The organism is Larkinella sp. (genome assembly GCF_965227735.1).
In the GTDB taxonomy this organism is placed as follows: Bacteria; Bacteroidota; Bacteroidia; order Cytophagales; family Spirosomataceae; genus Larkinella.
The window spans coordinates 3,340,320-3,359,892 of the sequence record NZ_OZ245776.1 but is presented as its reverse complement, the minus strand read 5'-3'; the positions used below and the strand labels follow the sequence as shown (position 1 = coordinate 3,359,892).

Below are 19,573 nucleotides of genomic sequence, written 5' to 3'. Positions count from 1 at the left end.
AAATGATGAATATCAAATGTAAAAGGGTTCCAGAAGCGCCCAACCTACTTTTACATTTGATATTCATCATTTTACATTTATCATTCTTTTAAAATTAACTCATTCTCCTTTGGCATGACTTCTTCTTCGCCTTCCGTAACCTTCCGCCCGCTGTTTACGTTGCCGGTTATTGTGGCCGCTTTGGGCTATTTCGTGGATGTCTACGATCTGTTGCTGTTCAACATCGTTCGCGTGCCGAGTCTGAAAGATTTGGGGCTCGACGAAAAACAGGTGTCGGTCATTGGGGGAACAGTTTTGAACTGGCAGCAGGCCGGTTTGTTGCTGGGCGGTGTTTTCTGGGGTGTTCTGGGCGATAAGCGGGGGCGGCTTTCGGTGCTTTTCGGGTCCATCATTACCTATTCACTCGCCAACATTGCCTGCGGTTTTGTGCAGGACGCGGATACGTATGCGGTTTTGCGTTTTGTGGCCGGGCTGGGGCTGGCCGGCGAACTGGGCGCGGGCATTACGCTCGTGTCCGAAATCCTGCCGAAAGAACTCCGGGGCTACGGAACCTCACTGATCGCGGGTGTGGGCCTGTTTGGGGCCGTAGTAGCATATTTCACCGTCGTGCTGTTCGACTGGCGTACCACGTATTTCATCGGGGGCGGCCTGGGCCTGTTGTTGTTGCTGTTGCGTGTATCGGTTTTCGAGTCGGGGATGTTTCTCAAAATCAGGGAGCAAACCGTCCGGCGTGGTAATTTCTGGTCGCTGTTCTCCAATCAAAAACGCTTTCTGACCTACCTGCGGTGTATGGGGCTGGCTGTTCCCACCTATTTTGTCATCGGTATTCTGGCCACCTTCAGCAACGAGTTCGGGAAAGCCCTGGGCATTGCCGAGCCCATCGCGCCGGGCCGAACCGTCATGTTTACGTATATCGGTATGGCGGTAGGCGATTTAATCAGCGGTGCCCTGAGCCAGTGGTTTCGGTCCCGCCGACGGGCCATTGGGGCATTGATGACGATGAATCTGGTGTTCGTGGGCATTTATCTTTTTGGCGGTATTTCGTCCGTCCCGCTGTTTTATGCCGTTTGCGTGGGGCTGGGATTCTCGATTGGCTACATCGCCCTGTTTTTAACCGTTTCGGCCGAACATTTTGGCACCAACCTGCGCGCCACCGCTACAACCTCCATTGCAAACAACGTCCGGGCTACAACCTTATTAACCATTCCACTCTTTCAAACGCTCAAACTTTCGGTTGGCGTGATCGGCGCAGCCGCCCTGGTTGGATTGATTTGTTTTATCATTAGTTTCTGGTCTTTATTTACATTAGATGAAACATATGGTAAAGATTTAAACTACATTGAAGATTAATACCGTCGTATTCTATAAATTATCTATATAAATAATATATTTACGATTAACTGGATTATCTATGTAATATACGCTCTACTCTGTTCTCCGTATGCTTCCTGCTAAGACCGATTCCGTTTACTTCAAGGGGTTTAATGGTATTCGTTTTATTGCTGCTGCCGCTGTCATTATTCATCATATCGAAGAATATAAATCGGTTTTTTTTCTTGGTATCGATAATTTAAATGACCGGCCAGTCATTTACCAACTTGGTAAATTTGGAGTCGCTCTGTTCTTCGTGCTGAGTGGTTTTTTAATTACCTATTTACTATTGGCTGAAAAACAGAAAACCGGTACGGTCGATATTGCAAAATTCTACATTCGACGCATGCTCCGTATCTGGCCGCTCTATTTCCTGATTGTTCTGCTCAGTTTCTTCGTTTTTCCCACGATCGGGATTCTTCAAATGCCGATCTGGTCAGAGACCACTTTTCATCACTTTTACGAGAAATTAACGCTCTATCTGCTCGTGCTGCCCAACCTCGTCGTGGGACTTTATGAGCCCATGCCGCTCTCGGGGCACGTTTGGTCGATCGGGGTTGAAGAGCAATTTTATTTGTTCTGGCCCTGGCTACTACTGAGTCGTCATTTCAAAAGAACATTGGTTATAATCGGGACAGTCGGTCTTGTTTTGGCAGGGATTTTTTTCTATTACCGGTTCGTTCTTAATCCATATCACATTGCCAAAGAGCAGACTCATCCGGTTTTATTTTTTGTATCGATGTTCATGGCACAATTCAGAATTGGCTGCATGGCCATTGGTGGATTAGGCGCTTATTTAGTTTTTATAAACCACCCGGTTCTAGAAGTTTTACACCGCAAATCAGTTCAGATTATCATGTATTTATTTCTAATTGCTTTTATAGCAACCGGTTTTCGGGTGCCGGGCATTAATTATGAATTTTACGCGGTATTCTTTTGTTTTTTATTGATCAATTTGGCGTCTAATCCGCAATCCATTGTGCAGTTCGAAAATCCATTGATGAAGTTCATGGGAAGCATTTCGTACGGACTGTATATCTACCATCCGGTTGCGATTACCCTGGTACTTAATCTACTTGCCGGTCGGAGTTCCAGTCCGGAGCTTCTTCATTCTATAGCATTTAATTTGCAGGCGTATGCCTTGATACTCCTGCTCACGACTCTGTTGTCATACCTTTCCTATACCTACTTTGAGAAACCTTTCCTGCGTCTGAAAGACCGGTTTATGGCGGGAGCTTCCACGGACCGCCGTGCGACGGTTTCAACCTTTGAAGTGCCGTTAATTAAGTAAGCTACGGGCTTTTTCGACAGTTCTTCCCGACTCACAACCACTCATCCTTTTTTTCTGCCGCTTTTCCCAGCCGTCGGTGCCGGCCTGTCTGTGGTGTTGTCTTTGGTCTGCAATTGAACAGTAAGCAACAAATACGAACACACATGAAAAAGCTCATTCGCCCCCTTGGTGCCCTTCTGCTGGGTGCCTTTTTCCTGGTCGGCCTGTCCTCCTTCGCTCAAACCACTACGGAAGAGAAGCCTTTTTTAGCCGCTACATATCCGTCGGCTAACCCGCTGAAATTGTGGGTAACCATCCAAAAGAATGATCCCAAAAGTAAAATTATTGTTCGTTTACGTGATCAGAACAATCGGGTCCTCTTTGCGGAAACCATGCCCCGGAATCTGGATAAATACCGCCAGCGGTTTGACATGAGTGCAATGGCCGACGGAGCGTATACGTTCCAGATCACCAATGGGGATGAAACGATCGAAAAAGTTTTTCAGGTAAAGTCGTCCGGAATCGAGCAGCGTTCAACGCAACGGTTGCTGACGGTCGTTCCGGTTGTGGAGCCGCAGACGGGAATGTAGTCAATTATTCGAGCATTCACTCATTCAGGCTGTGCCCAGGAGGTATAGGTCAGCGGGTTAACCTGGCGTCTGATCAGTTGGGTTGATTTCTCGTCGTATTCGGCCATGCCGCCCCGTTGCAGGGCATATTTCTTCATTTCGCCCAACATGCCTGAATAGTGAATGACGAAGTTAGCCAGGCCGTGTTCTACCACGACCCGCACTTTTTTGTCTTTTCGGGCTACGAAAATCCGGGCTTTTTGTGCTTCGGTCACCACGTGGTCGGCGGTATGAATCAGCAACCGGAACCCGATGGGCTGTTCTGCCACGTCAACAATCGCTTCGCCATCGAGCCAGATGCTGCGGTTGGGCCCTGACCAGTCGGAAGAAACCGTCAAGGTTGAGTTTTTATTGAGGATAACGGACGAATGGTCCGTTAATTCCACTCGCATGGATTGATCGGCTCCGGACTGGTAGATGACGTCGGCGGGCAACTGGGCCTCCCGCAGAAACCGGATGCCGAGTCCAAAAGCAATAATGCAACCAATCCAGATTGCAATGCGGGCAATCTGACGCCATACCGTACGGTATAGAGGGGGCTCCGATTCCATAGGCAGGTCTTTGGTTTGCCGGGCAATACCCATCCACATCTGTTGCCAGTCGGGCGATTCGACCCCGGAAACCGACGGATTGCTCCATTGTTTCCGCATCAATCCGCGCAAGCGTGATTCGTTGTCCGGGTTCTGCAGCCAGCCAATGACCCACTGCTCTTCCTCAGGGCTGCATTCATTCCGGACGTATTTAACCAGCAATTCCTCCATTTTCAATGAGTGAATGAGTGAATGATAGAATGACCGCTCCGGCGGCCCGGTCATTCTATCATTCACTCATTCAAAATTCAATAGGTATGTCTTTGAAAATAACTGCCCAGTGTGTCGTAAGCCTGGGCCAGATGATCTTCGATGGTTCGGGTGGAGAGGTTCATGCGATCAGCGATTTGCTGTGACGTATATCCCTCGTGACGACTAAGCAAATAGATTTCACGCCGGCGCGGGGGAAGCTGCCCAACAGCCTGTTGATACAGTAACTCCAGTTCCTGATACAGCACTTGCTCCTCGGTATCGGTGCCGGACTGCGTGGTCAGTCGCTGCAGAATTTCCTGCGGCTGGCACTGGCTGTGCCGTTCACGAAAAGCCGAAAGCACCAATCCATACGTCATGGTGAACAAATACCCGTTCAGGGGAATGTCTTCATCGAGCGTACTGCGTCGTTCCCAAAGCGTGGTAAAGACGTCACGTACAATTTGCTGGGCGGTTTCCGGTGATTTTAGAAAGCTAACTGTAAAATAATAAATCCGTTGAACATACCGGTCGTAGACCCGCCTGAAGGCTGTTGGGTCGGCGTTCCGCAGTTGTCGGAGTAGGGTTTGTTCAGCTTGCATCCTAATACACGTTTTTTATAGCAGCCTGATCGGTCTTAGTTATCAGACGCAGAACTCCACCGGTTCGTTAACAAACTCCGAATACTCTGGTCACGGATTTGCGCTCTGGCGTTAGTGAGAATCTCCCGGCAGACCAAAGTAGTACCTGCCATCGGTGAAATCACGGGGAGGTTATTATCTATTTTGATCGGACAGATTGAGAGGGTAAAGATACACAGAATTGTCAGAATTGCAGAAAATGGGTTTACCGTTAAATAAACCGCTGCTGTGGAGGGTCTTTCCATCAGTGCAGAGAAATTCAGATTAGTTCAGGGCGTTATTAACGGGTCTGAACTTACTAAAAATTTCGGTATTGTTTCTACTTTTACCGAAAAAACCGCCTAGTTTTAGCGGTTTTTGTCCTATTTCGAGTCATAAACGAACCACACGCATGAATTTACAGGAATTTACGGAGCAGATCCGGCAACGCCTTGGTACCGACAGTGGGTTAGATGCCACCGTTAAACTGGCTACCGATCAGGGCGTTATCTACATCGACGGACGGCAGGTGCCCGCCGTTGTTTCCAACGAAGACACCGACGCGGATTGCACGATCAAGGTGTCACTGAGTGATTTACAAAAATTAGGCACCGGCGACTTGAACCCCATGACCGCGTTTATGTTTGGTAAACTCAAAGTTCAGGGCGATATGGGTCTGGCCATGAAGATTGGTCAAAAACTGAGCTAACGGCTCGGTCGCTCTCCCTTTTTCAATCCCTAAACCTAAATCCCTATGAAATTCACCTCCCTTTCCCGCCGGAAATTCATTCAGGGTAGTGCCCTGGCTGCCGCCGGTTTTACGATTGTACCCCGTCACGTGCTGGGTGGTCCCGGCTTTACGGCTCCCAGCGATAAGCTCAACATTGCGGCCGTGGGTTGCGGTGGTAAAGCGGATGTGAACATTCGGATGGCCTATAACAACGGCTCGGACAACATGGTCGCGCTGTGCGATGTCGACGACCGGCAGGCGAAGAAATTCCGCGCCCAGTTTCCCAAGGCGCCGTATTTCAAAGATTACCGCCAATTGTTCGACAAGGAAGCGAAGAATTTCGAAGCCGTGATTGTCTCGACACCCGACCACATGCACGCGCCGATTGCGATGGCCGCCATGCAGTTGGGCAAACACGTTTATTGCGAAAAACCGCTGACGCACGATATTTATGAGGCCCGAATGCTGACCGAAGCGGCCCGGAAATACAAGGTCGTGACGCAAATGGGCAATCAGGGCAGTAGCGGTGACGATACGCGCAAAATAGAAACCTGGATTCAGAAAGGCGTCATCGGGCACGTGCATACCGTCAACTGCTGGACCAACCGCCCGGTGTGGCCGCAGGGCGTCCGGTCGCCGAAAGACAAAGGCGAGTCGCAGCCGGTTCCGTCGGAGGTCGACTGGGATTTGTGGCTCGGCACAGCCCCCGCACGCGACTATCACGAAGCCTACATGCCGACCCGCTGGCGGGGCTATTGGGACTTCGGTACGGGCGCACTTGGCGACATGGGCTGCCACTTCATGGATGTACCGTTCCGGGCGTTGAAACTGAAATACCCGACTTCGGTGGAGTGTAGCGTGGGTTCGGTCTATTCCGATTTTTTCAAAGAAGCGTTTTACGACGATGTCTGTCCACCCTCATCGGCCATTCACCTGACCTTTCCGTCGGACGACAGGAAGGTGAAAGAAATCAAGTTTTCGTGGTATGACGGCGGGATTCGCCCGCAAGTACCGGACGGCATTCCGTACGAGAAAGTATTTACGAACATTGACGGCGGCATGATGTTCATCGGCACCAAAGGCATTCTGGTTGCCGAGCTGTTTGGAAACAACCCGCGTTTGTTTCCGGAAGAGAAGTTTGGCGATAAAAAAATGCCGGATGCCGAAAAACCGCTGGTCGAGGGCAAAACCGACGGCCATCAGCAGCAGTGGGTCAAAGCCTGTAAGCAGGGCTATGGGGCCTATACCAGTTCGTCGTTCGATGAATCCGGGCCGCTGACAGAAACCGTCCTGATGGGAAACCTGGCCACACGCAGTTACCTGTATCGGGAGCCGAAAACCGGTGGAGGCTTCACTTTTCCGGGTCGCAAGAAGCTTTTTTGGGACGGCGTGAACATGAAAATCACCAACTTCGACTACGCCAATCAGTTTGTGAAACGGCAATACCGGGGTAATTATGCGTTGTAACACCCTGACAGCGGTCGGAGACCCTGTCAGCGGTGGATTTTATAGCTTACCACTGCTGGGTCGGAGACCCTGTTAGTGATGGCCGTACGGATACCGCTGACAGGGTCTTCGACCGCTGTCAGGGTGTCCGCACGGCTACCGCTTCAATCTCGATCAGAAAACCGTAGTGCAGTTCCTTCGTCGGTACCACGGCGCGGGCGGGTTTGTGGTCGCCGAAAAAATCCGCGTAAACCGCGTTAACCTGGTCCCAGAGGGAAATGTCGGCGATGTAAACCGTCGTTTTCAGGACGCGGGCCAGATCGCTCCCGGCGGCTTCCAGAATGGCTTTGACATTTTCCAGCACCTGCCGGGTTTGTACGTCGATCGGGCCGGTGAATTTCTCCTTCGTGATGGGATGAATGGGCAACTGACCAGATACGAAAATCAGGTCGTTCCAGACCGTGGCTTGGGCATAATGCCCGGCAGGAAGCGGAGCGTTGGGGGTTTCGACGGATGAAATCATGGTGTAGACAAGAGAAGATAGACAAGAGAAGATAGACAAGAGAATAGAGACAAAAGGCTGGTAGCCAGTTTAGTATGTCTTTATTCTCTTGTCTATCATCTTTATTCCAATTCTTTTAAATACAATTGAATGGTATTTTCCAGGCCCAGATACAGCGCGTCGCTGATGAGCGCATGACCGATGGAGACTTCGAGCAAACCGGGGATGTTCTGGTGAAAATACCGCAGGTTTTCCAGACTTAAATCATGCCCCGCGTTGAGTCCCAATCCCAGCTCGTTGGCCAGTTTGGCCGCCTGAACGAACGGAGTGATAGCGGCTTCCCGGTCTTCGGCATAGTGAGCCGCATAGGGTTCGGTATACAACTCAATCCGGTCGGTACCGACTTCTTTGGCACCCTGAACCATCTGCTCGTCGGCATCCACGAAGATCGAAACCCGGATTCCCAGGTCTTTAAACCGCTTGACCAGTTCCGTCAGGTAATCCCGGTGCAAAACCGTATTCCAGCCCGCGTTGGACGTAATGGCGTCGACCGCGTCGGGAACGAGCGTTACCTGCTCGGGCCGGACGCGCGTCACCAGTTCAATAAACCGCTCGTCGGGATTGCCTTCAATGTTAAACTCGGTCGTGACTACCTCTTTCAACTGCAACACATCGGTATAGCGGATGTGCCGTTCGTCGGGGCGTGGATGAACCGTTATGCCCTGCGCTCCGAATCGTTCGCAATCGAGGGCCACATTAACCACATTCGGGTTATTGCCGCCCCGTGAATTCCGCAACGTGGCAATTTTATTGATATTAACACTCAAACGAGTCATTTTTTAATGAAGAGTTAGCAGTTAAGAGTTATGAGTTGCAAACAAGCCCATCCTGTTTTCGTAACTTTGCCAAACTTTTATTGGTTCCGGAGTTAAAGTAACTCTTAACTCATAACTTTTAATTTTTAACTGACATTATGGCGCTGAAACAACAAATCGATGCTGACATCAAGGAGGCTATGAAAGCCAGGGAGCAGGATCGGTTGCGGGCTTTGCGGGCGATCAAGTCGCTGATTTTACTGGAAGAAACCAAAGACGGTTCGGCCGGGGGCGACATCAAGCCCGAAGATGAACTGAAACTGCTGACCAAAGCCGTGAAACAACGGCGGGATTCGGCTGATATTTACCGCACGCAGGGCCGCGACGATCTTTTGCAGGCCGAACTGGCGGAAATCGCCATCATCGAACATTATCTACCCCAACAGCTTTCGGAAGCCGAACTGAAAACCCGCGTGCAGGACATCATCGCCCGCGTTGGTGCCACCGGGCCGTCGGATCTGGGTAAAGTAATGGGCGTGGCCACCAAAGAACTGGCCGGTCAGGCCGAAGGGAAAGCCATTTCAGCGTTGGTGAAGAATTTGCTTACTGCTTAAATGGTTGAAAAATGGTTTTGATGGTTATCATGGTTAAAAATGGTTGGATGGTTAAAATTACGACGAGCCATTTAACCATTTTTCAACCATTCAACCATTTTCTAACCATCAAAACCATTTTTCAGCCATTTAACCATCCAACCATTTAAAACTTGAAAATCCTCGACATCATCATCCTGATTACGTTGCTCTATGGCGCGTTCAATGGCTACCGCAAGGGTTTGCTGGTGGAAATTGTGGCCATTGTGGCGTTTATCGTGGCGATGATCGTGGGATTCAAGTTTCTGGGTTTTGGCATCGACCTGCTGGCGCCGTACATCAGCATGGAAGTGGCCCGGCGGTTGTTGCCGTGGCTGGGCTTCTCCATTATTTTTTTTCCGACTGTTTTTCTGATCAACCGCATCGGTTTTTCCCTGCGCCAATCGCTCAAATACACGCTTCTGGGCACGTTCGACAGTTTAGCCGGAGCGGCCGTCGGAATTTTTACCTGGGTTTTCGGAATTAGTGTAATGCTCTGGTTGTTAACGTGGATGGGAATCCGTATGCCCCTGAAACACACGCAGGAAACGTATCTCTATCCGGTCGTAAAACCCATCGCACCCATCGTGATGGATGTAACCTCCGGCTGGATTCCCGTAGGAACGAACTGGATTCGAAAACAAAAGGAAGAATTCTCGCGCAACTGGTCCGACGGCAACACCGATTCGGAGGACTCCGGCGTGGAAAGACTGCATAAAAAAGGATGATTACGACGAAGCAGGATATACGCAAACTCAGTGACGACCAACTGAAAACCTGGCTGACCAGCCACGGCGAGCAGGGGTTTCGGGCGAAACAAATTCAGGAGTGGCTCTGGAAACATTCGGTACGGACGTTTGAGGAAATGACTAACCTGTCGCTGAAAACGCGGCAATTGCTGGCGGAACATTTTGAGGTTCGGACGCTGGCGGTTTCGAAACAGCAGCAAAGTGCCGACGGTACCATCAAATCGTCGTTCCGGCTCTTCGACGGCAATCTGGTGGAGGGCGTGCTGATTCCGTCGCTGCGGAAAACAGAGGACGACCGGATGACGGCCTGTATTTCGTCGCAGGTGGGGTGTTCGCTGACCTGCAAATTCTGTGCAACGGGCTACATGGACCGCAAGCGCAACCTGGAAGCCAGCGAAATGGTGGATCAGGTGGTGGCCATCGACCAGCAGGCGAAAGAAGCCTACGGAACCGGTCTGACCAACATTGTCTACATGGGTATGGGCGAACCGCTGCTGAACTACGCCAACATGCTGGAGTCGGTCGAGCGGATTACGTCGCCCAACGGCCTGGGCATGGCGGCCAAACGGATTACGGTTTCGACCGCCGGGATTGCCAAAATGATTAAAAAACTGGGGGACGATCAGGTGAAATTCAACCTGGCGCTTTCGCTTCATGCCGCCAACGACGAAAAGCGTAATCAGATTATGCCCATCAACGAGAGCAATTCGCTGCCCGCACTGGCCGAAGCGCTGACGTATTTTTACCAGAAAACCGGTACGCGGGTTACGTTTGAATACATCGTTTTCAACAACGTCAACGATACGCTGGAGGATGCCAAAGAGCTGTGGCAGTTTACGAAGAAAGTGCCGGCAAAAGTCAATATCATCGAGTATAATCCGATTTCGGAAGCCGATTATAAAAATACCGACCCCCAGACGCTTGACCGGTTCGCCGGTTTTCTGGAAGACCGGGGTGTCATCGTCAACATTCGCCGGAGCCGGGGCAAAGACATCGATGCCGCCTGCGGACAATTGGCCGGGAAGCAGTAACTTAACGCCAACTATGAGATGATGCCCTTGCTTAAGTGCCAGCGGCACGTAATGTTAATAGCAAATCTCACAGTTTGCGTTAATTTACTCATACCTTTCAGGTTTTGCGATTTCAATGAAGGGTATCACTTTAGCCAGACCTGTAAGGTTTTGAAAACCTTGCAGGTCTATTGCTTAACATTTAGGTAACATTGCGATCAAAAGTTTACCGTACTTTTGAGCCAAATTGATTTGTTGAGTTTTTACTAAGACTCAGTTTCACAGACTTGTATCTGCATGTTCGGATTAGAAACGGATATTTTTATCCTCCTCGCACTTTGTCTCTTCGCTGCCTGCGCTTTTGAATTTGTCAATGGATTTCACGATACGGCCAACGCCGTGGCCACGGTTATTTATACAAACTCCCTGAAACCCAATGTGGCCGTGGTCTGGTCGGGCATCTGGAACTTTATCGGTGTTCTGTTGGGCGGTATTGGCGTGGCCATGGGAATTGTCAATCTCCTGCCCGTCGAATTGCTGGTCGATCAGAATGTCTATCATAGCATTGCGATGGTGCTGGCGCTCCTGTTCAGTGCCATTATCTGGAATTTGGGAACCTGGTATTTTGGTCTGCCCAGTTCGAGTTCACACACCCTGATTGGCTCGATTCTGGGCGTAGGACTGGCTTTTTCAACGATGGGTCGGGCGGGTGAGCCAGGGGGGGTCAACTGGGAAGAAGCCACGAAAATCGGGAAGGCCCTGCTGCTTTCTCCGCTGATCGGTTTTAGCCTCGCCATTATCCTGATGTTTCTGTTGCGCCGGTTGGTGAGCAACAAAGACCTTTTTAAAGAACCCAAAAAAAACACGCCCCCGCCGACCTGGATTCGTTCCATTCTGATCATTACCTGCACGGGCGTTAGTTTTTTCCACGGGTCGAACGACGGGCAGAAAGGCGTCGGGCTGATCATGCTGATTCTGATTGGGATTACCCCGGCTTATTTTGCCCTCAACAACACCATCGACCCGACCACGATGCGCGGGAATCTGGTGCAGATTTCACAAATCGTCAATAAAATTGATACCACGGGGCTGTCCGACACCGATCGGGGCCGGATAGCCGGTACAAAAGCCGAGATTGTTGATTTGCAGCGTGTGATTAGTCTGCCACTGGTGGATGGGAAGTTCAAAGCCGAAGAGCGGTTGCAGATTCGCCGGGACTTGCTGCTGATCAACAATAACGTCAAAAAGTTGATGGAAAGTGAAGATGTCGACCTGAGTGCGACCGACATCAACACGCTGACGACGAACCTGAACGAGAAAGTAGGCTTGCGCCGGTTTACGGATTATGCACCGTTTTGGGTCATTCTGATGATCGCCCTGTCGCTCGGCCTGGGTACAATGGTGGGCTGGAAGCGGATTGTAGTCACGATCGGCGAGAAAATCGGGAAACAGCATTTAACCTACGCGCAGGGTGCTTCGGCAGAGTTGGTAGCCGCTACGACCATCGCCCTTGCCACGCTTTATAAAGCGCCAGTCAGCACGACCCACATGCTGTCGTCGGGGATTGCCGGGAGTATGGTGGCCAGCAAAGGGATCAAAAACCTGCAGGGCGGAACGGTTCGGAACATCGCCCTCGCCTGGCTGATGACGCTGCCGGTTTCCGTAACGCTGTCGTTCACCCTTTACCTGCTTTTCCGCTGGATTTTGGATTAAAGCCGGTTTTTTGCTACAACCACGTCAGTTTCTCTTTCGGAATGTCCTGCTCGATGGCATCCCGCACTCGATCGATCAGCGCGTCAACGGGTTCATCTTCCCGGTAGTGCAAAGGCGGTTTGAAGCGCACGCTCAACTGGGTATTCCGCTTCTTGATCCGTAATCCTTTCTTGTCGAAAGCCCGCCGAAAACCGTTGATTACCACCGGAATTACAATCGGATGGTTGTTTTTAAGGATGTGTGCCGTGCCTTTCCGAATCGGCGCATAAGGGCTCGTGGTCCCCTGTGGAAAACTAACCACCCAGCCGTGTTCGAGGGCCGCAGCAATGCGGTCATTGGCCGTGTTATCGACTTCCCGTTTCACATCCTGCCCCTTCGCCCGCCAGGAACGCTCGACCTGAATGGCTCCTCCCAACGAAAAAATACGCGGTACCAGACCGCCCTTCATGGTTTCGCTGGCAGCAATGTAATAGTTGCGGGCGCGGGGCCAGAACAGGTACACGGGCGGCACAATCGTGTTGGTAAGCCCCCATTTGACGCTACAGAAAATGTGGTAAAACGCAATGACATCGGCAAAATACGTCTGATGGTTGGACAAAAATACCACGTTGTTGATCGGTAAATCCTTCAAATGCTCAGTCCCCTCAATGGTAATTTTGTTATAAACCGTATACCGGAGGTAGGTAATCCAGCCGACGATGGCAATCATCATTCGCTTGATGAACAACGAGTTACCGAAGGGGTCTTTTTCGAAAAACCCCAAAAAATCCAGCCTGTCAAGCGGTTTTGGTAAAAAGCTGTAGCGGGTTGGTTTTTTCTCCGTCATTATTCAAAAGCGTTGGCGTGGTTGAACAGGTACTAAAGCGACAAAAGCAATGCAATGTTTTCAGTATAAAGTACTAAAAGATCCATGATTTTAACTAATTCTGAACAAAATGCCCCGGGTCATTAATCCATTGTCGCCGACGCCTGTCCAAGCATCAGATTGCAAAACCAACCGGCCCTTTTGAGATCAGAACGTAAGCTAGCGGTTTGCCATCGAACAACCAACCAATCTTTTGATCGACCATGAAACGTTTTACACTGGCAGCACTCGCTGCGCTGACCATCTCTCTTATTCAAACGGCATCGGCCCAGGTTCAGGTCGGCTTTCGGGCAGGAGCCAATTGGGGGGCGGTTTCCAAACCCGAATTTTTAGACAGCTTTTCACCCACGTTTCGCCTGTCGCCCGGCCCAACCGGCGCGTTGTTTCTCGAAGTTCCGGTGAGTGACCGTGTGAGCATCCGCCCCGAAATTGCGTACGTACAGAAAGGATTCGCAGTCAACGAAGGCTTCGATCTGTCGATTGGGAATTGGGATTTGCCGTTGGGAGCCCGTGTTGCCTACCAGACGCGCTATGTGGAGCTGCCGGTTTTGGCCAAAATCAACCTGAACGAAGGACCGGTTCAAGTCTACATGCTGGCGGGAGCTGCCGCCGGTTACGCCGTCAACGGTCGGATTCGCACCCGGACCAGCGGTATTTTCCGGAGCCAGCCCATGGATGTCGACATGAATATGAATACGCTGGGCTATAACCGCTGGGATTTCAGTGCCATTGGCGGACTGGGCCTTAGTGCCGAAGCCGGACCAGGAAAATTCTTCGTCGAAGCGCGCTATGAACACGGTTTTTCGCGGCAATATGATCTGCCTTTCCTTCTGCTTCCCATCCGCAACCGCGGACTCAGCGCGTCGATTGGCTACTCGTTTGCGATAGGGCAGTGAAGGAAGAATGAGCTAATATCGAATACTGAATATCAAATAACGAACATTGAATTAGGGAAATGGCAAAGTGATGAACACCTCGATGTTCGTTATTCAGTATTCATTATTTGATATTAATTCAATATAAGACAGTTTGTGTGTGTTTAAGGGTTAGAGTTGAATTGGAAAAGCCCGGTGCGTTTGCGCCGGGCTTTTTTGCAATGGTTCGGTGCCATTTCGGACTAGAGAACACCTTTTACAAAGCCGAGAACGCTATCCAACTGGCCCTTCACGGCGGGTTCGGCCGCTTTTGCGGCAACGCCCCCTTTACTCAGTTTTGAGAGGCCGCCAAGGGCCGTTGTGATGAGTGAGTTACCCGTGCTGGCATTGCTTCCGCCGAGCGCGGAGAGGCCGGTTTTGACCAGATTCAGGTTGCTGGTTAGCCCGGTAACTTTCGAGAGCAGGTTTCCGCCCCCCATCAGCTTTTCGACTTGGTTTGCACCGAGGGCCATTTTGGCCAGGCTTACTGCTTTTTGCAAAATATCGCCTTTCAGCAAACCGCTTTGCGCCAGCGGAATCAATTTTTTCAGGTTTCCGACCTGTCCCAGCAATTTGTCTTTCATACTTCCGGTGCTGCTTTTGGCTTCGGTTTCGAGGGCCGTGGTGCCGGCTTGCAACGCTTTCACGGTGCCGGTTTTGTCGCCTTTGGCATTGGCTGCTACGGCTTTATCAAGCAGGGCCGCCGTGGAGTCGGAGCTGATTTGAAGCATTATGGTGGCACCCCGGGCCGGTGCTGCGGCCGATGCGGTTGACGCATAAGTGATGGCTGCGATCGAAGCCGCAAAACAGAAAAGGATTTTCTTCATAGTAGCATGGTTTTTAGCGTTTTTTCAAGCGAATTGGGCTAGCCTGATAGGCACGCAGAAAGTTAATGCTTTTACAAACATGAACGGTAATGTGACTTCGTTTAGTTTTTTGGAAAACCGGTCGCTGGGCGTACACTTTTGTCCGCATTTGAACAGAGATTGTCCGGCTTCGTACACTTGAAAAGTAAATACAAATTTTTGTTTTCTGATTATCAATTAGTTATAAAATTGGTATTGCCTTGGCACGGCGTTGGCATTATAGATCATCGAACAGGAAACAACAATTCTAAGACATAAACAACACCATACTAAACAACAAATACCATGATGAATTTACTGAGTAACCTGATTTGCACCGCTATCCTGAGTACTACCCCAGTTGACAACGGAACGGCTCCCAAAACCCTCACGTTCGATGCCAGTGCCTACGTGACCATCAACAACCAAATCCGGGTTGCGGTCGAAAAAACCGCTCTGGAACCGGTGGTCGTTCTGCTGCGTGACAAAAACAACCGGGTGATGTTTCAGCAATTTGTGGGCAAGAAAGAACAGAAGTACGCCGTCAAGCTGAACGTTGCGGAGTTGCCCGATGGCAAGTATGAACTGGAAGTAAAATCGAAAGAAGGCAGCATTGTCAAAGAGGTGAACCTGGGTTCGGAGCCGATTGAAGCACCAACACGACTGGTGGTCATGAACTAACAACTTCGGGTATCTAAATCATAAAAAAGGCCAGGTCGCTCCTGGCCTTTTTTATGATTTACTGTACGTACTTTTTCCGATCATTTGCCTGCCGGTCCACCATCCAGCCCGGATATTCGGGAGCCAGTTTGCTGATGTTATCGAGCTTTTTCAGATCGTCGGCACTCAGAACGACGTCGATTGCCTTGAGGTTGTCTTCGAGTTGTTCCGGTTTTTTAGCTCCGATAATAACCGTGGTTACTGCGGGTTGGTGCAACAGCCACGCCAGTGCGATCTGGGCTACCGAAACGCCTTTTTCTTCGGCCATCGGCTCCATCACGTCCAGAATATCGTACGCTTTTTCCTTGTTGACCGGCGGAAAATCAAAACTCACCCGGCGGGAATCTTCCGGTTGCTTGTTGCGACCATACTTGCCGCTCAGCAAACCACCCGCCAGCGGACTCCAGACCATCAGGCCCACCTTCTGATCCAGCAGCAGCGGAATGATTTCGCGCTCCAGATCCCGACCGGCAATGGTGTAATATGCTTGCAGGGACACGAATTTGGCCAGATCCTTGTGTTCAGAATACGACAACGCTTTCATCAGATGCCAGGCTGCCAGGTTGCTGCAACCGATGTAGCGGACTTTCCCACTCTTCACCAGATCGTCCAACGCCCGGAGCGTTTCTTCCAGCGGGGTCAAAAAATCGAAACCGTGGATCTGGTAGAGGTCGATGTAGTCGGTGTTCAGTCGGCGCAGACTTTCCTCGGCCTGTTGCACAATGTGTTTCCGGCTCAAGCCGATCTGATTGGGGCCTTCGCCCATTTTACCCCGAACTTTGGTGGCAATGACCAGATCATCGCGGTTGAGACCCAAGTTTCGGATGGCCTGGCCGGTGAGCTGTTCCGACACGCCTTCGGCGTAGACATTGGCGGTGTCGATGAAATTAATGCCCGCATCGACCGAGCGTTTCAGAAGCTCATCGACCGGTTCCTGCTCCAGTTTTCCAATGGCTGCCCACATGCCCGAGCCGCTTCCGCCGAAGGTCATGGTGCCTAAACAAAGCTCGGAAACCAGCAAACCGGTGTCCCCCAATAGGTTATATTTCATAGTGTGTGATGATTTTGGGTTTTTCGGCACCGCTTCAGGTTGCTTTGGGAAGCGTTATACCGTTCATTCTAACAAAACCGGTTGCAATTCGTTTCATTGAACAAATGATGTTATTGTTATGCGCTCGATTCTGATTTTTCTAGGTCTCAGCTTGTCAGCCAGTGTTTGTTGGAGCCAAAGCGATACGGTTCGGCAAAAACCGCAACAATTGCCCACCACAATTGCGCCCGTAGTGACGCCTTCGAACAGCGCGCCCTTGACCAGTCCGGCCGCTGAACCGGTATCAACGCCCGGCAAGGTCATCAGTCCGCGCGAGGGAAGGGGCAAACGCAAAGTCAGAGTCGTTCCGCCGAGTGATCCCAATGCCTTTGGCGTGGGAGCAACCCTGGAAAAACGTGATACCACCCGGCGGAAGGACAATTAATCTATTGATTTTGCAAGGTGATCGAACCGCCCGCTTGTATCTTCAGCGTCACAAAACCGGGTTCTGCTTTTTCAATAGCTGCCTTTTGTGATGTTTTGGCAATGTAGGTGTTGAAAGGCAGTTTCAGACGGACTGTTCCGCCTGGATCGGTTTTTACCGTAATCTCTTTCACGATTCCGGCGCGTTTTTGAGCACTGACCAGAAAAGCCCCTTCCGTTCGTAAATCCGTAAAACCAGCGTCGTTCCAGGTGGCGGGAATGGCCGGGAAAATTTCGATAAAACCGGCGTAACTCTGGATCAGCATTTCCTGCAAACCGGCAGCAAATGCAAAGTTTCCTTCCAGCGTGAACGGTCGGTACGTAAACTTCGATTTTCCGGATTTGGTCTGATCGCCGTTCAGGTGAAACGAATTAACCGAACAAAAGGCCGAGGCAAAGGTATGCAGGGCTTCGGCGGCTCCCGATCCGTCTTTCGCCCGCGCTTTCAGACTGCCCAGCCAGGCGTAGGAATAGCCACACCACCAATCCGGCCCGACGCGGTCGAGCAACGCCAGTGAATTCCGAATAATCTGCTGCGACTTTTCACCGTCTTCCCACCGAATCAGCCCCAGCGGATGAATCGCCATGAGGTGCGAAAAATGGCGGTGGGACTCATTGTAGGGCAAACTGGCGGCAAACATCAGTTCGTTTTGGTCGCTCAACGCAAAATCGCCAAACTGGTTTTGAATAGCCTGCCAATGCCGGGTGTCCGCTTCGTTGCCCAAAGCCGTCGCCATTTCGGCTGCGGTTTTAAACACAAACTTCATCAGGGACAGATCGTAGTTGGTATTGGTCGGAAACCAGGCTTCCAGTTTATTATCCTTAATTTCCGGACTCGAACTGATGGGCAGTTTCCGCTTCCCGGTTGGGTCCAAAACCGTCAGTTGTTCCAGGTGTTGGGCCACGCCTTTCAGCCACGGATAGGCTTTCTGACGCAGAAAAACCGCATCCTCGCTATACCGCCACTGCCAATAATAGTGCTGCGCCAGCCAGGCCGAAACCGTGGGCGAGAGCGAATACTGAATCCAGCCACCCATCTCCTTGCCTGTCAGTGTGGTGACGCCCGGAACGGCAATTCCGTCGGTTCCGAAAAACCGCTTCGTGTAATCGCGATACGTCGGCAAATTCTCTTCCAGGTGATTGATGTAACCAATGCTCTCTTCCAGATGGTTTCCGCTGTAGCTCGGCCAGTAGCTCAGTTGCGTATTCAGATCGTGGTGATAATCCCCTTTCCAGGGTGGAATCCGGCCATTATCGGCGGTCCAGACGGCTTGCAGGGAAATCGGTGGCGCATCGGCGCGGGCCGTGGCCCCAAACTTGTAGGTTTCCAGATACCATTGTTTTTGCAACAGCGAATCCGGCACCTGAACCGACGATTTCGACCAGAACCGCTGCCACCAGCTTCGGTGCGCAGCCAGATCAGCGGCATACGTTCGGGGAGTCGATGCGGTTTTTGCCAAACTGGCGGTTTTCTTTTTTTCGGGATACACCGACGCAATCGTCCAGGTTCCTTCCAGCGTGCTGCCTTTCTGCGTCCATTGCACCGTGACGTCGTACGAAAAACCGCCCCAGCCGGTCTGGTGATACGTAATCTTGTTTTTTTGTTGCAAAACGGTTCCCTGTTTATAACCCAATCGCACCAGATCGTCGCCATCAACCACGGCATTTTCGGCTTTTTCCTGAATCGATTTTCCGTAAGCCGGGGGAATTAGTTCCAGCGAAAAGTGGGCCGGGGCCTTCTCGAAACGAAACCAGCCAACCGGTTCGGTTGCGTGGACGAACGAACGCAAAACCGCCCCGTTCCGCCAGGTCACTTCCGCAACGGCCTCCTGAATGAGCAGCCGGGCCGACTGCACGGAACCGAGGGCGGCCGTGTTGAATTCGAGAGCCGCCCCCGGGATTTTGGTTGGGCCGGGTTCTTCATCATACGGTTTATCGAAATACTGCTGGACGATCTTGTAGTCTTTTTTCATGACCTGCCCCTGAACCCATTTATAGCTGAATTCGGGCCGGTCGATCCCTTTCATGGGTCGTAAATCCCACAAATCCACGCGATCCAGCGAAAGCCGGAGACGGTCGTTTTTCTGCCAGATCAGTGCCCCCAGCACCCCGTTTCCCAACGGCAGTGCTTCGTCCCAGCGGGTGGGGAGTTGCGAAAACCGTAGATCCTGCGGGCTGACTTTGAGCGGTTGCGCAGTAGTCGGCTGAGGGCCTAACAGAAACCAGCAGGCGATTCCTGTCAAAAATGAACGAATTTGATTCGCACGGATGGTAGTTGTGATCATAAAAGGGTAGAGGGCGGTATTTTACAGAAGGCAAGGTCTACAGGTGTACGCAAAAAAGCAAATGAGATATAAGAAGTGAGACGAAAGAGTGAAGACCAGTTGGGTGGGTAGCGAATGGTCTTTTTTCGCCCGTCTTTTCTCTTTAAGCCGCGATGCGTATCTTGC

20 protein-coding genes are annotated in these 19,573 nt (G+C 51.1%); 12 read left to right on the top strand and 8 right to left on the bottom strand.

Going from position 1 to position 19,573, the window contains the following annotated elements; genetic code table 11:
• Positions 1 to 114: 114 nt before the first annotated feature.
• From ACO064_RS12860 to ACO064_RS12850, 3 genes are all read left to right on the top strand, one after another.
• Positions 115 to 1,350 (top strand): MFS transporter, encoded by a 1,236-nt coding sequence (locus ACO064_RS12860; RefSeq protein WP_421827745.1) that lies wholly within the window; start codon positions 115 to 117, stop codon positions 1,348 to 1,350.
• A gap of 91 nt (positions 1,351 to 1,441) precedes the next feature.
• Complete coding sequence (locus ACO064_RS12855; protein WP_421827744.1) at positions 1,442 to 2,662, top strand: acyltransferase family protein; 1,221 nt, start codon at positions 1,442 to 1,444, stop codon at positions 2,660 to 2,662.
• A 143-nt stretch (positions 2,663 to 2,805) separates the two neighbouring features.
• Complete coding sequence (locus tag ACO064_RS12850; RefSeq protein WP_421827743.1) at positions 2,806 to 3,231, top strand: hypothetical protein; 426 nt, start codon at positions 2,806 to 2,808, stop codon at positions 3,229 to 3,231.
• 20 nt (positions 3,232 to 3,251) lie between these two features.
• Here the strand turns inward: ACO064_RS12850 and ACO064_RS12845 are convergent, their stop codons facing one another.
• Together ACO064_RS12845 and ACO064_RS12840 are read right to left on the bottom strand one after the other, a co-directional pair.
• Complete coding sequence (locus tag ACO064_RS12845) at positions 3,252 to 4,031, bottom strand: FecR domain-containing protein (protein WP_165840927.1); 780 nt, start codon at positions 4,029 to 4,031, stop codon at positions 3,252 to 3,254.
• A gap of 77 nt (positions 4,032 to 4,108) precedes the next feature.
• Entirely contained in the window at positions 4,109 to 4,651 is a 543-nt protein-coding gene (locus ACO064_RS12840; protein ID WP_114406319.1) for an RNA polymerase sigma-70 factor, read from the bottom strand.
• 430 nt (positions 4,652 to 5,081) lie between these two features.
• Here ACO064_RS12840 and ACO064_RS12835 point away from each other — a divergent pair, with 430 nt between their 5' ends.
• Together ACO064_RS12835 and ACO064_RS12830 are read left to right on the top strand one after the other, a co-directional pair.
• Positions 5,082 to 5,378 (top strand): SCP2 sterol-binding domain-containing protein, encoded by a 297-nt coding sequence (locus ACO064_RS12835; RefSeq protein WP_421827742.1) that lies wholly within the window; start codon positions 5,082 to 5,084, stop codon positions 5,376 to 5,378.
• 45 nt (positions 5,379 to 5,423) lie between these two features.
• On the top strand, positions 5,424 to 6,866 hold the full coding sequence (locus ACO064_RS12830) for a Gfo/Idh/MocA family oxidoreductase (RefSeq protein WP_421827741.1): 1,443 nt from the start codon (positions 5,424 to 5,426) through the stop codon (positions 6,864 to 6,866).
• A gap of 118 nt (positions 6,867 to 6,984) precedes the next feature.
• Here ACO064_RS12830 and ACO064_RS12825 read toward each other — a convergent pair whose 3' ends face one another.
• A complete protein-coding gene (locus ACO064_RS12825; protein ID WP_421827740.1) occupies positions 6,985 to 7,368 on the bottom strand; it encodes a RidA family protein in 384 nt (127 codons plus the stop codon).
• A 101-nt stretch (positions 7,369 to 7,469) separates the two neighbouring features.
• The gene (locus ACO064_RS12820; RefSeq protein ID WP_421827739.1) at positions 7,470 to 8,183 is read right to left on the bottom strand and encodes a pyridoxine 5'-phosphate synthase; all 714 of its coding nucleotides are present in this window, start codon (positions 8,181 to 8,183) and stop codon (positions 7,470 to 7,472) included.
• Positions 8,184 to 8,320: 137 nt separating this feature from the next.
• Between ACO064_RS12820 and ACO064_RS12815 the strand changes: the two genes are divergently transcribed.
• The 4 genes from ACO064_RS12815 to ACO064_RS12800 all read left to right on the top strand — a co-directional run bounded on the left by ACO064_RS12815 (position 8,321) and on the right by ACO064_RS12800 (position 12,266).
• On the top strand, positions 8,321 to 8,776 hold the full coding sequence (locus ACO064_RS12815) for a GatB/YqeY domain-containing protein (protein ID WP_138994686.1): 456 nt from the start codon (positions 8,321 to 8,323) through the stop codon (positions 8,774 to 8,776).
• 152 nt (positions 8,777 to 8,928) lie between these two features.
• Positions 8,929 to 9,522, top strand: a complete 594-nt coding sequence (locus tag ACO064_RS12810; protein ID WP_421827738.1) for a CvpA family protein — start codon at positions 8,929 to 8,931, stop codon at positions 9,520 to 9,522.
• Positions 9,519 to 10,574: a 23S rRNA (adenine(2503)-C(2))-methyltransferase RlmN gene (gene rlmN, locus ACO064_RS12805; RefSeq protein WP_421827737.1), complete on the top strand. Its 1,056-nt coding sequence runs from the start codon at positions 9,519 to 9,521 to the stop codon at positions 10,572 to 10,574. Before ACO064_RS12810 ends, rlmN begins: the two co-directional genes overlap by 4 nt.
• 276 nt (positions 10,575 to 10,850) lie before the next feature.
• Positions 10,851 to 12,266 carry an inorganic phosphate transporter gene (locus ACO064_RS12800; protein ID WP_421827736.1) on the top strand — a complete coding sequence of 472 codons (1,416 nt, stop codon included), beginning with the start codon at positions 10,851 to 10,853 and terminating at the stop codon, positions 12,264 to 12,266.
• A 13-nt stretch (positions 12,267 to 12,279) separates the two neighbouring features.
• On the opposite strand, the gene ACO064_RS12795 is transcribed toward ACO064_RS12800, so the two are convergent.
• Positions 12,280 to 13,092: a lysophospholipid acyltransferase family protein gene (locus ACO064_RS12795; protein WP_421827735.1), complete on the bottom strand. Its 813-nt coding sequence runs from the start codon at positions 13,090 to 13,092 to the stop codon at positions 12,280 to 12,282.
• Positions 13,093 to 13,334: 242 nt separating this feature from the next.
• On the opposite strand from ACO064_RS12795, the gene ACO064_RS12790 reads away from it, so the two are divergent.
• Positions 13,335 to 14,027: a porin family protein gene (locus ACO064_RS12790; protein ID WP_421827733.1), complete on the top strand. Its 693-nt coding sequence runs from the start codon at positions 13,335 to 13,337 to the stop codon at positions 14,025 to 14,027.
• Positions 14,028 to 14,248: 221 nt separating this feature from the next.
• Here ACO064_RS12790 and ACO064_RS12785 read toward each other — a convergent pair whose 3' ends face one another.
• Entirely contained in the window at positions 14,249 to 14,872 is a 624-nt protein-coding gene (locus ACO064_RS12785) for a hypothetical protein (protein ID WP_421827732.1), read from the bottom strand.
• A gap of 324 nt (positions 14,873 to 15,196) precedes the next feature.
• Between ACO064_RS12785 and ACO064_RS12780 the strand changes: the two genes are divergently transcribed.
• A complete protein-coding gene (locus tag ACO064_RS12780; RefSeq protein ID WP_421827731.1) occupies positions 15,197 to 15,571 on the top strand; it encodes a hypothetical protein in 375 nt (124 codons plus the stop codon).
• A gap of 58 nt (positions 15,572 to 15,629) precedes the next feature.
• Here the strand turns inward: ACO064_RS12780 and ACO064_RS12775 are convergent, their stop codons facing one another.
• Complete coding sequence (locus tag ACO064_RS12775) at positions 15,630 to 16,661, bottom strand: aldo/keto reductase (protein WP_421827730.1); 1,032 nt, start codon at positions 16,659 to 16,661, stop codon at positions 15,630 to 15,632.
• A gap of 208 nt (positions 16,662 to 16,869) precedes the next feature.
• On the opposite strand from ACO064_RS12775, the gene ACO064_RS12770 reads away from it, so the two are divergent.
• The gene (locus ACO064_RS12770) at positions 16,870 to 17,085 is read left to right on the top strand and encodes a hypothetical protein (protein ID WP_421827729.1); all 216 of its coding nucleotides are present in this window, start codon (positions 16,870 to 16,872) and stop codon (positions 17,083 to 17,085) included.
• Between the two features lies 1 nt (position 17,086).
• On the opposite strand, the gene ACO064_RS12765 is transcribed toward ACO064_RS12770, so the two are convergent.
• Positions 17,087 to 19,366, bottom strand: coding sequence for a glycosyl hydrolase family 95 catalytic domain-containing protein (locus tag ACO064_RS12765; protein ID WP_421827728.1), 2,280 nt, complete (start codon positions 19,364 to 19,366; stop codon positions 17,087 to 17,089).
• Between the last annotated feature and the right edge of the window lie 207 nt (positions 19,367 to 19,573).

What these genes read in the sequence shown, in the direction of transcription:
- ACO064_RS12785 (WP_421827732.1), bottom strand. Translation starts at nt 14,872, where the DNA reads ATGAAGAAAATCCTTTTCTGTTTTGCGGCTTCGATCGCAGCCATCACT.
- ACO064_RS12855 (WP_421827744.1), top strand. Translation starts at nt 1,442, where the DNA reads ATGCTTCCTGCTAAGACCGATTCCGTTTACTTCAAGGGGTTTAATGGT.
- ACO064_RS12850 (WP_421827743.1), top strand. Translation starts at nt 2,806, where the DNA reads ATGAAAAAGCTCATTCGCCCCCTTGGTGCCCTTCTGCTGGGTGCCTTT.
- ACO064_RS12860 (WP_421827745.1), top strand. Translation starts at nt 115, where the DNA reads ATGACTTCTTCTTCGCCTTCCGTAACCTTCCGCCCGCTGTTTACGTTG.
- ACO064_RS12840 (WP_114406319.1), bottom strand. Translation starts at nt 4,651, where the DNA reads ATGCAAGCTGAACAAACCCTACTCCGACAACTGCGGAACGCCGACCCA.
- ACO064_RS12820 (WP_421827739.1), bottom strand. Translation starts at nt 8,183, where the DNA reads ATGACTCGTTTGAGTGTTAATATCAATAAAATTGCCACGTTGCGGAAT.
- ACO064_RS12775 (WP_421827730.1), bottom strand. Translation starts at nt 16,661, where the DNA reads ATGAAATATAACCTATTGGGGGACACCGGTTTGCTGGTTTCCGAGCTT.
- ACO064_RS12795 (WP_421827735.1), bottom strand. Translation starts at nt 13,092, where the DNA reads ATGACGGAGAAAAAACCAACCCGCTACAGCTTTTTACCAAAACCGCTT.
- ACO064_RS12815 (WP_138994686.1), top strand. Translation starts at nt 8,321, where the DNA reads ATGGCGCTGAAACAACAAATCGATGCTGACATCAAGGAGGCTATGAAA.
- ACO064_RS12790 (WP_421827733.1), top strand. Translation starts at nt 13,335, where the DNA reads ATGAAACGTTTTACACTGGCAGCACTCGCTGCGCTGACCATCTCTCTT.
- ACO064_RS12845 (WP_165840927.1), bottom strand. Translation starts at nt 4,031, where the DNA reads ATGGAGGAATTGCTGGTTAAATACGTCCGGAATGAATGCAGCCCTGAG.
- ACO064_RS12830 (WP_421827741.1), top strand. Translation starts at nt 5,424, where the DNA reads ATGAAATTCACCTCCCTTTCCCGCCGGAAATTCATTCAGGGTAGTGCC.
- ACO064_RS12825 (WP_421827740.1), bottom strand. Translation starts at nt 7,368, where the DNA reads ATGATTTCATCCGTCGAAACCCCCAACGCTCCGCTTCCTGCCGGGCAT.
- ACO064_RS12780 (WP_421827731.1), top strand. Translation starts at nt 15,197, where the DNA reads ATGATGAATTTACTGAGTAACCTGATTTGCACCGCTATCCTGAGTACT.
- rlmN (WP_421827737.1), top strand. Translation starts at nt 9,519, where the DNA reads ATGATTACGACGAAGCAGGATATACGCAAACTCAGTGACGACCAACTG.
- ACO064_RS12800 (WP_421827736.1), top strand. Translation starts at nt 10,851, where the DNA reads ATGTTCGGATTAGAAACGGATATTTTTATCCTCCTCGCACTTTGTCTC.
- ACO064_RS12835 (WP_421827742.1), top strand. Translation starts at nt 5,082, where the DNA reads ATGAATTTACAGGAATTTACGGAGCAGATCCGGCAACGCCTTGGTACC.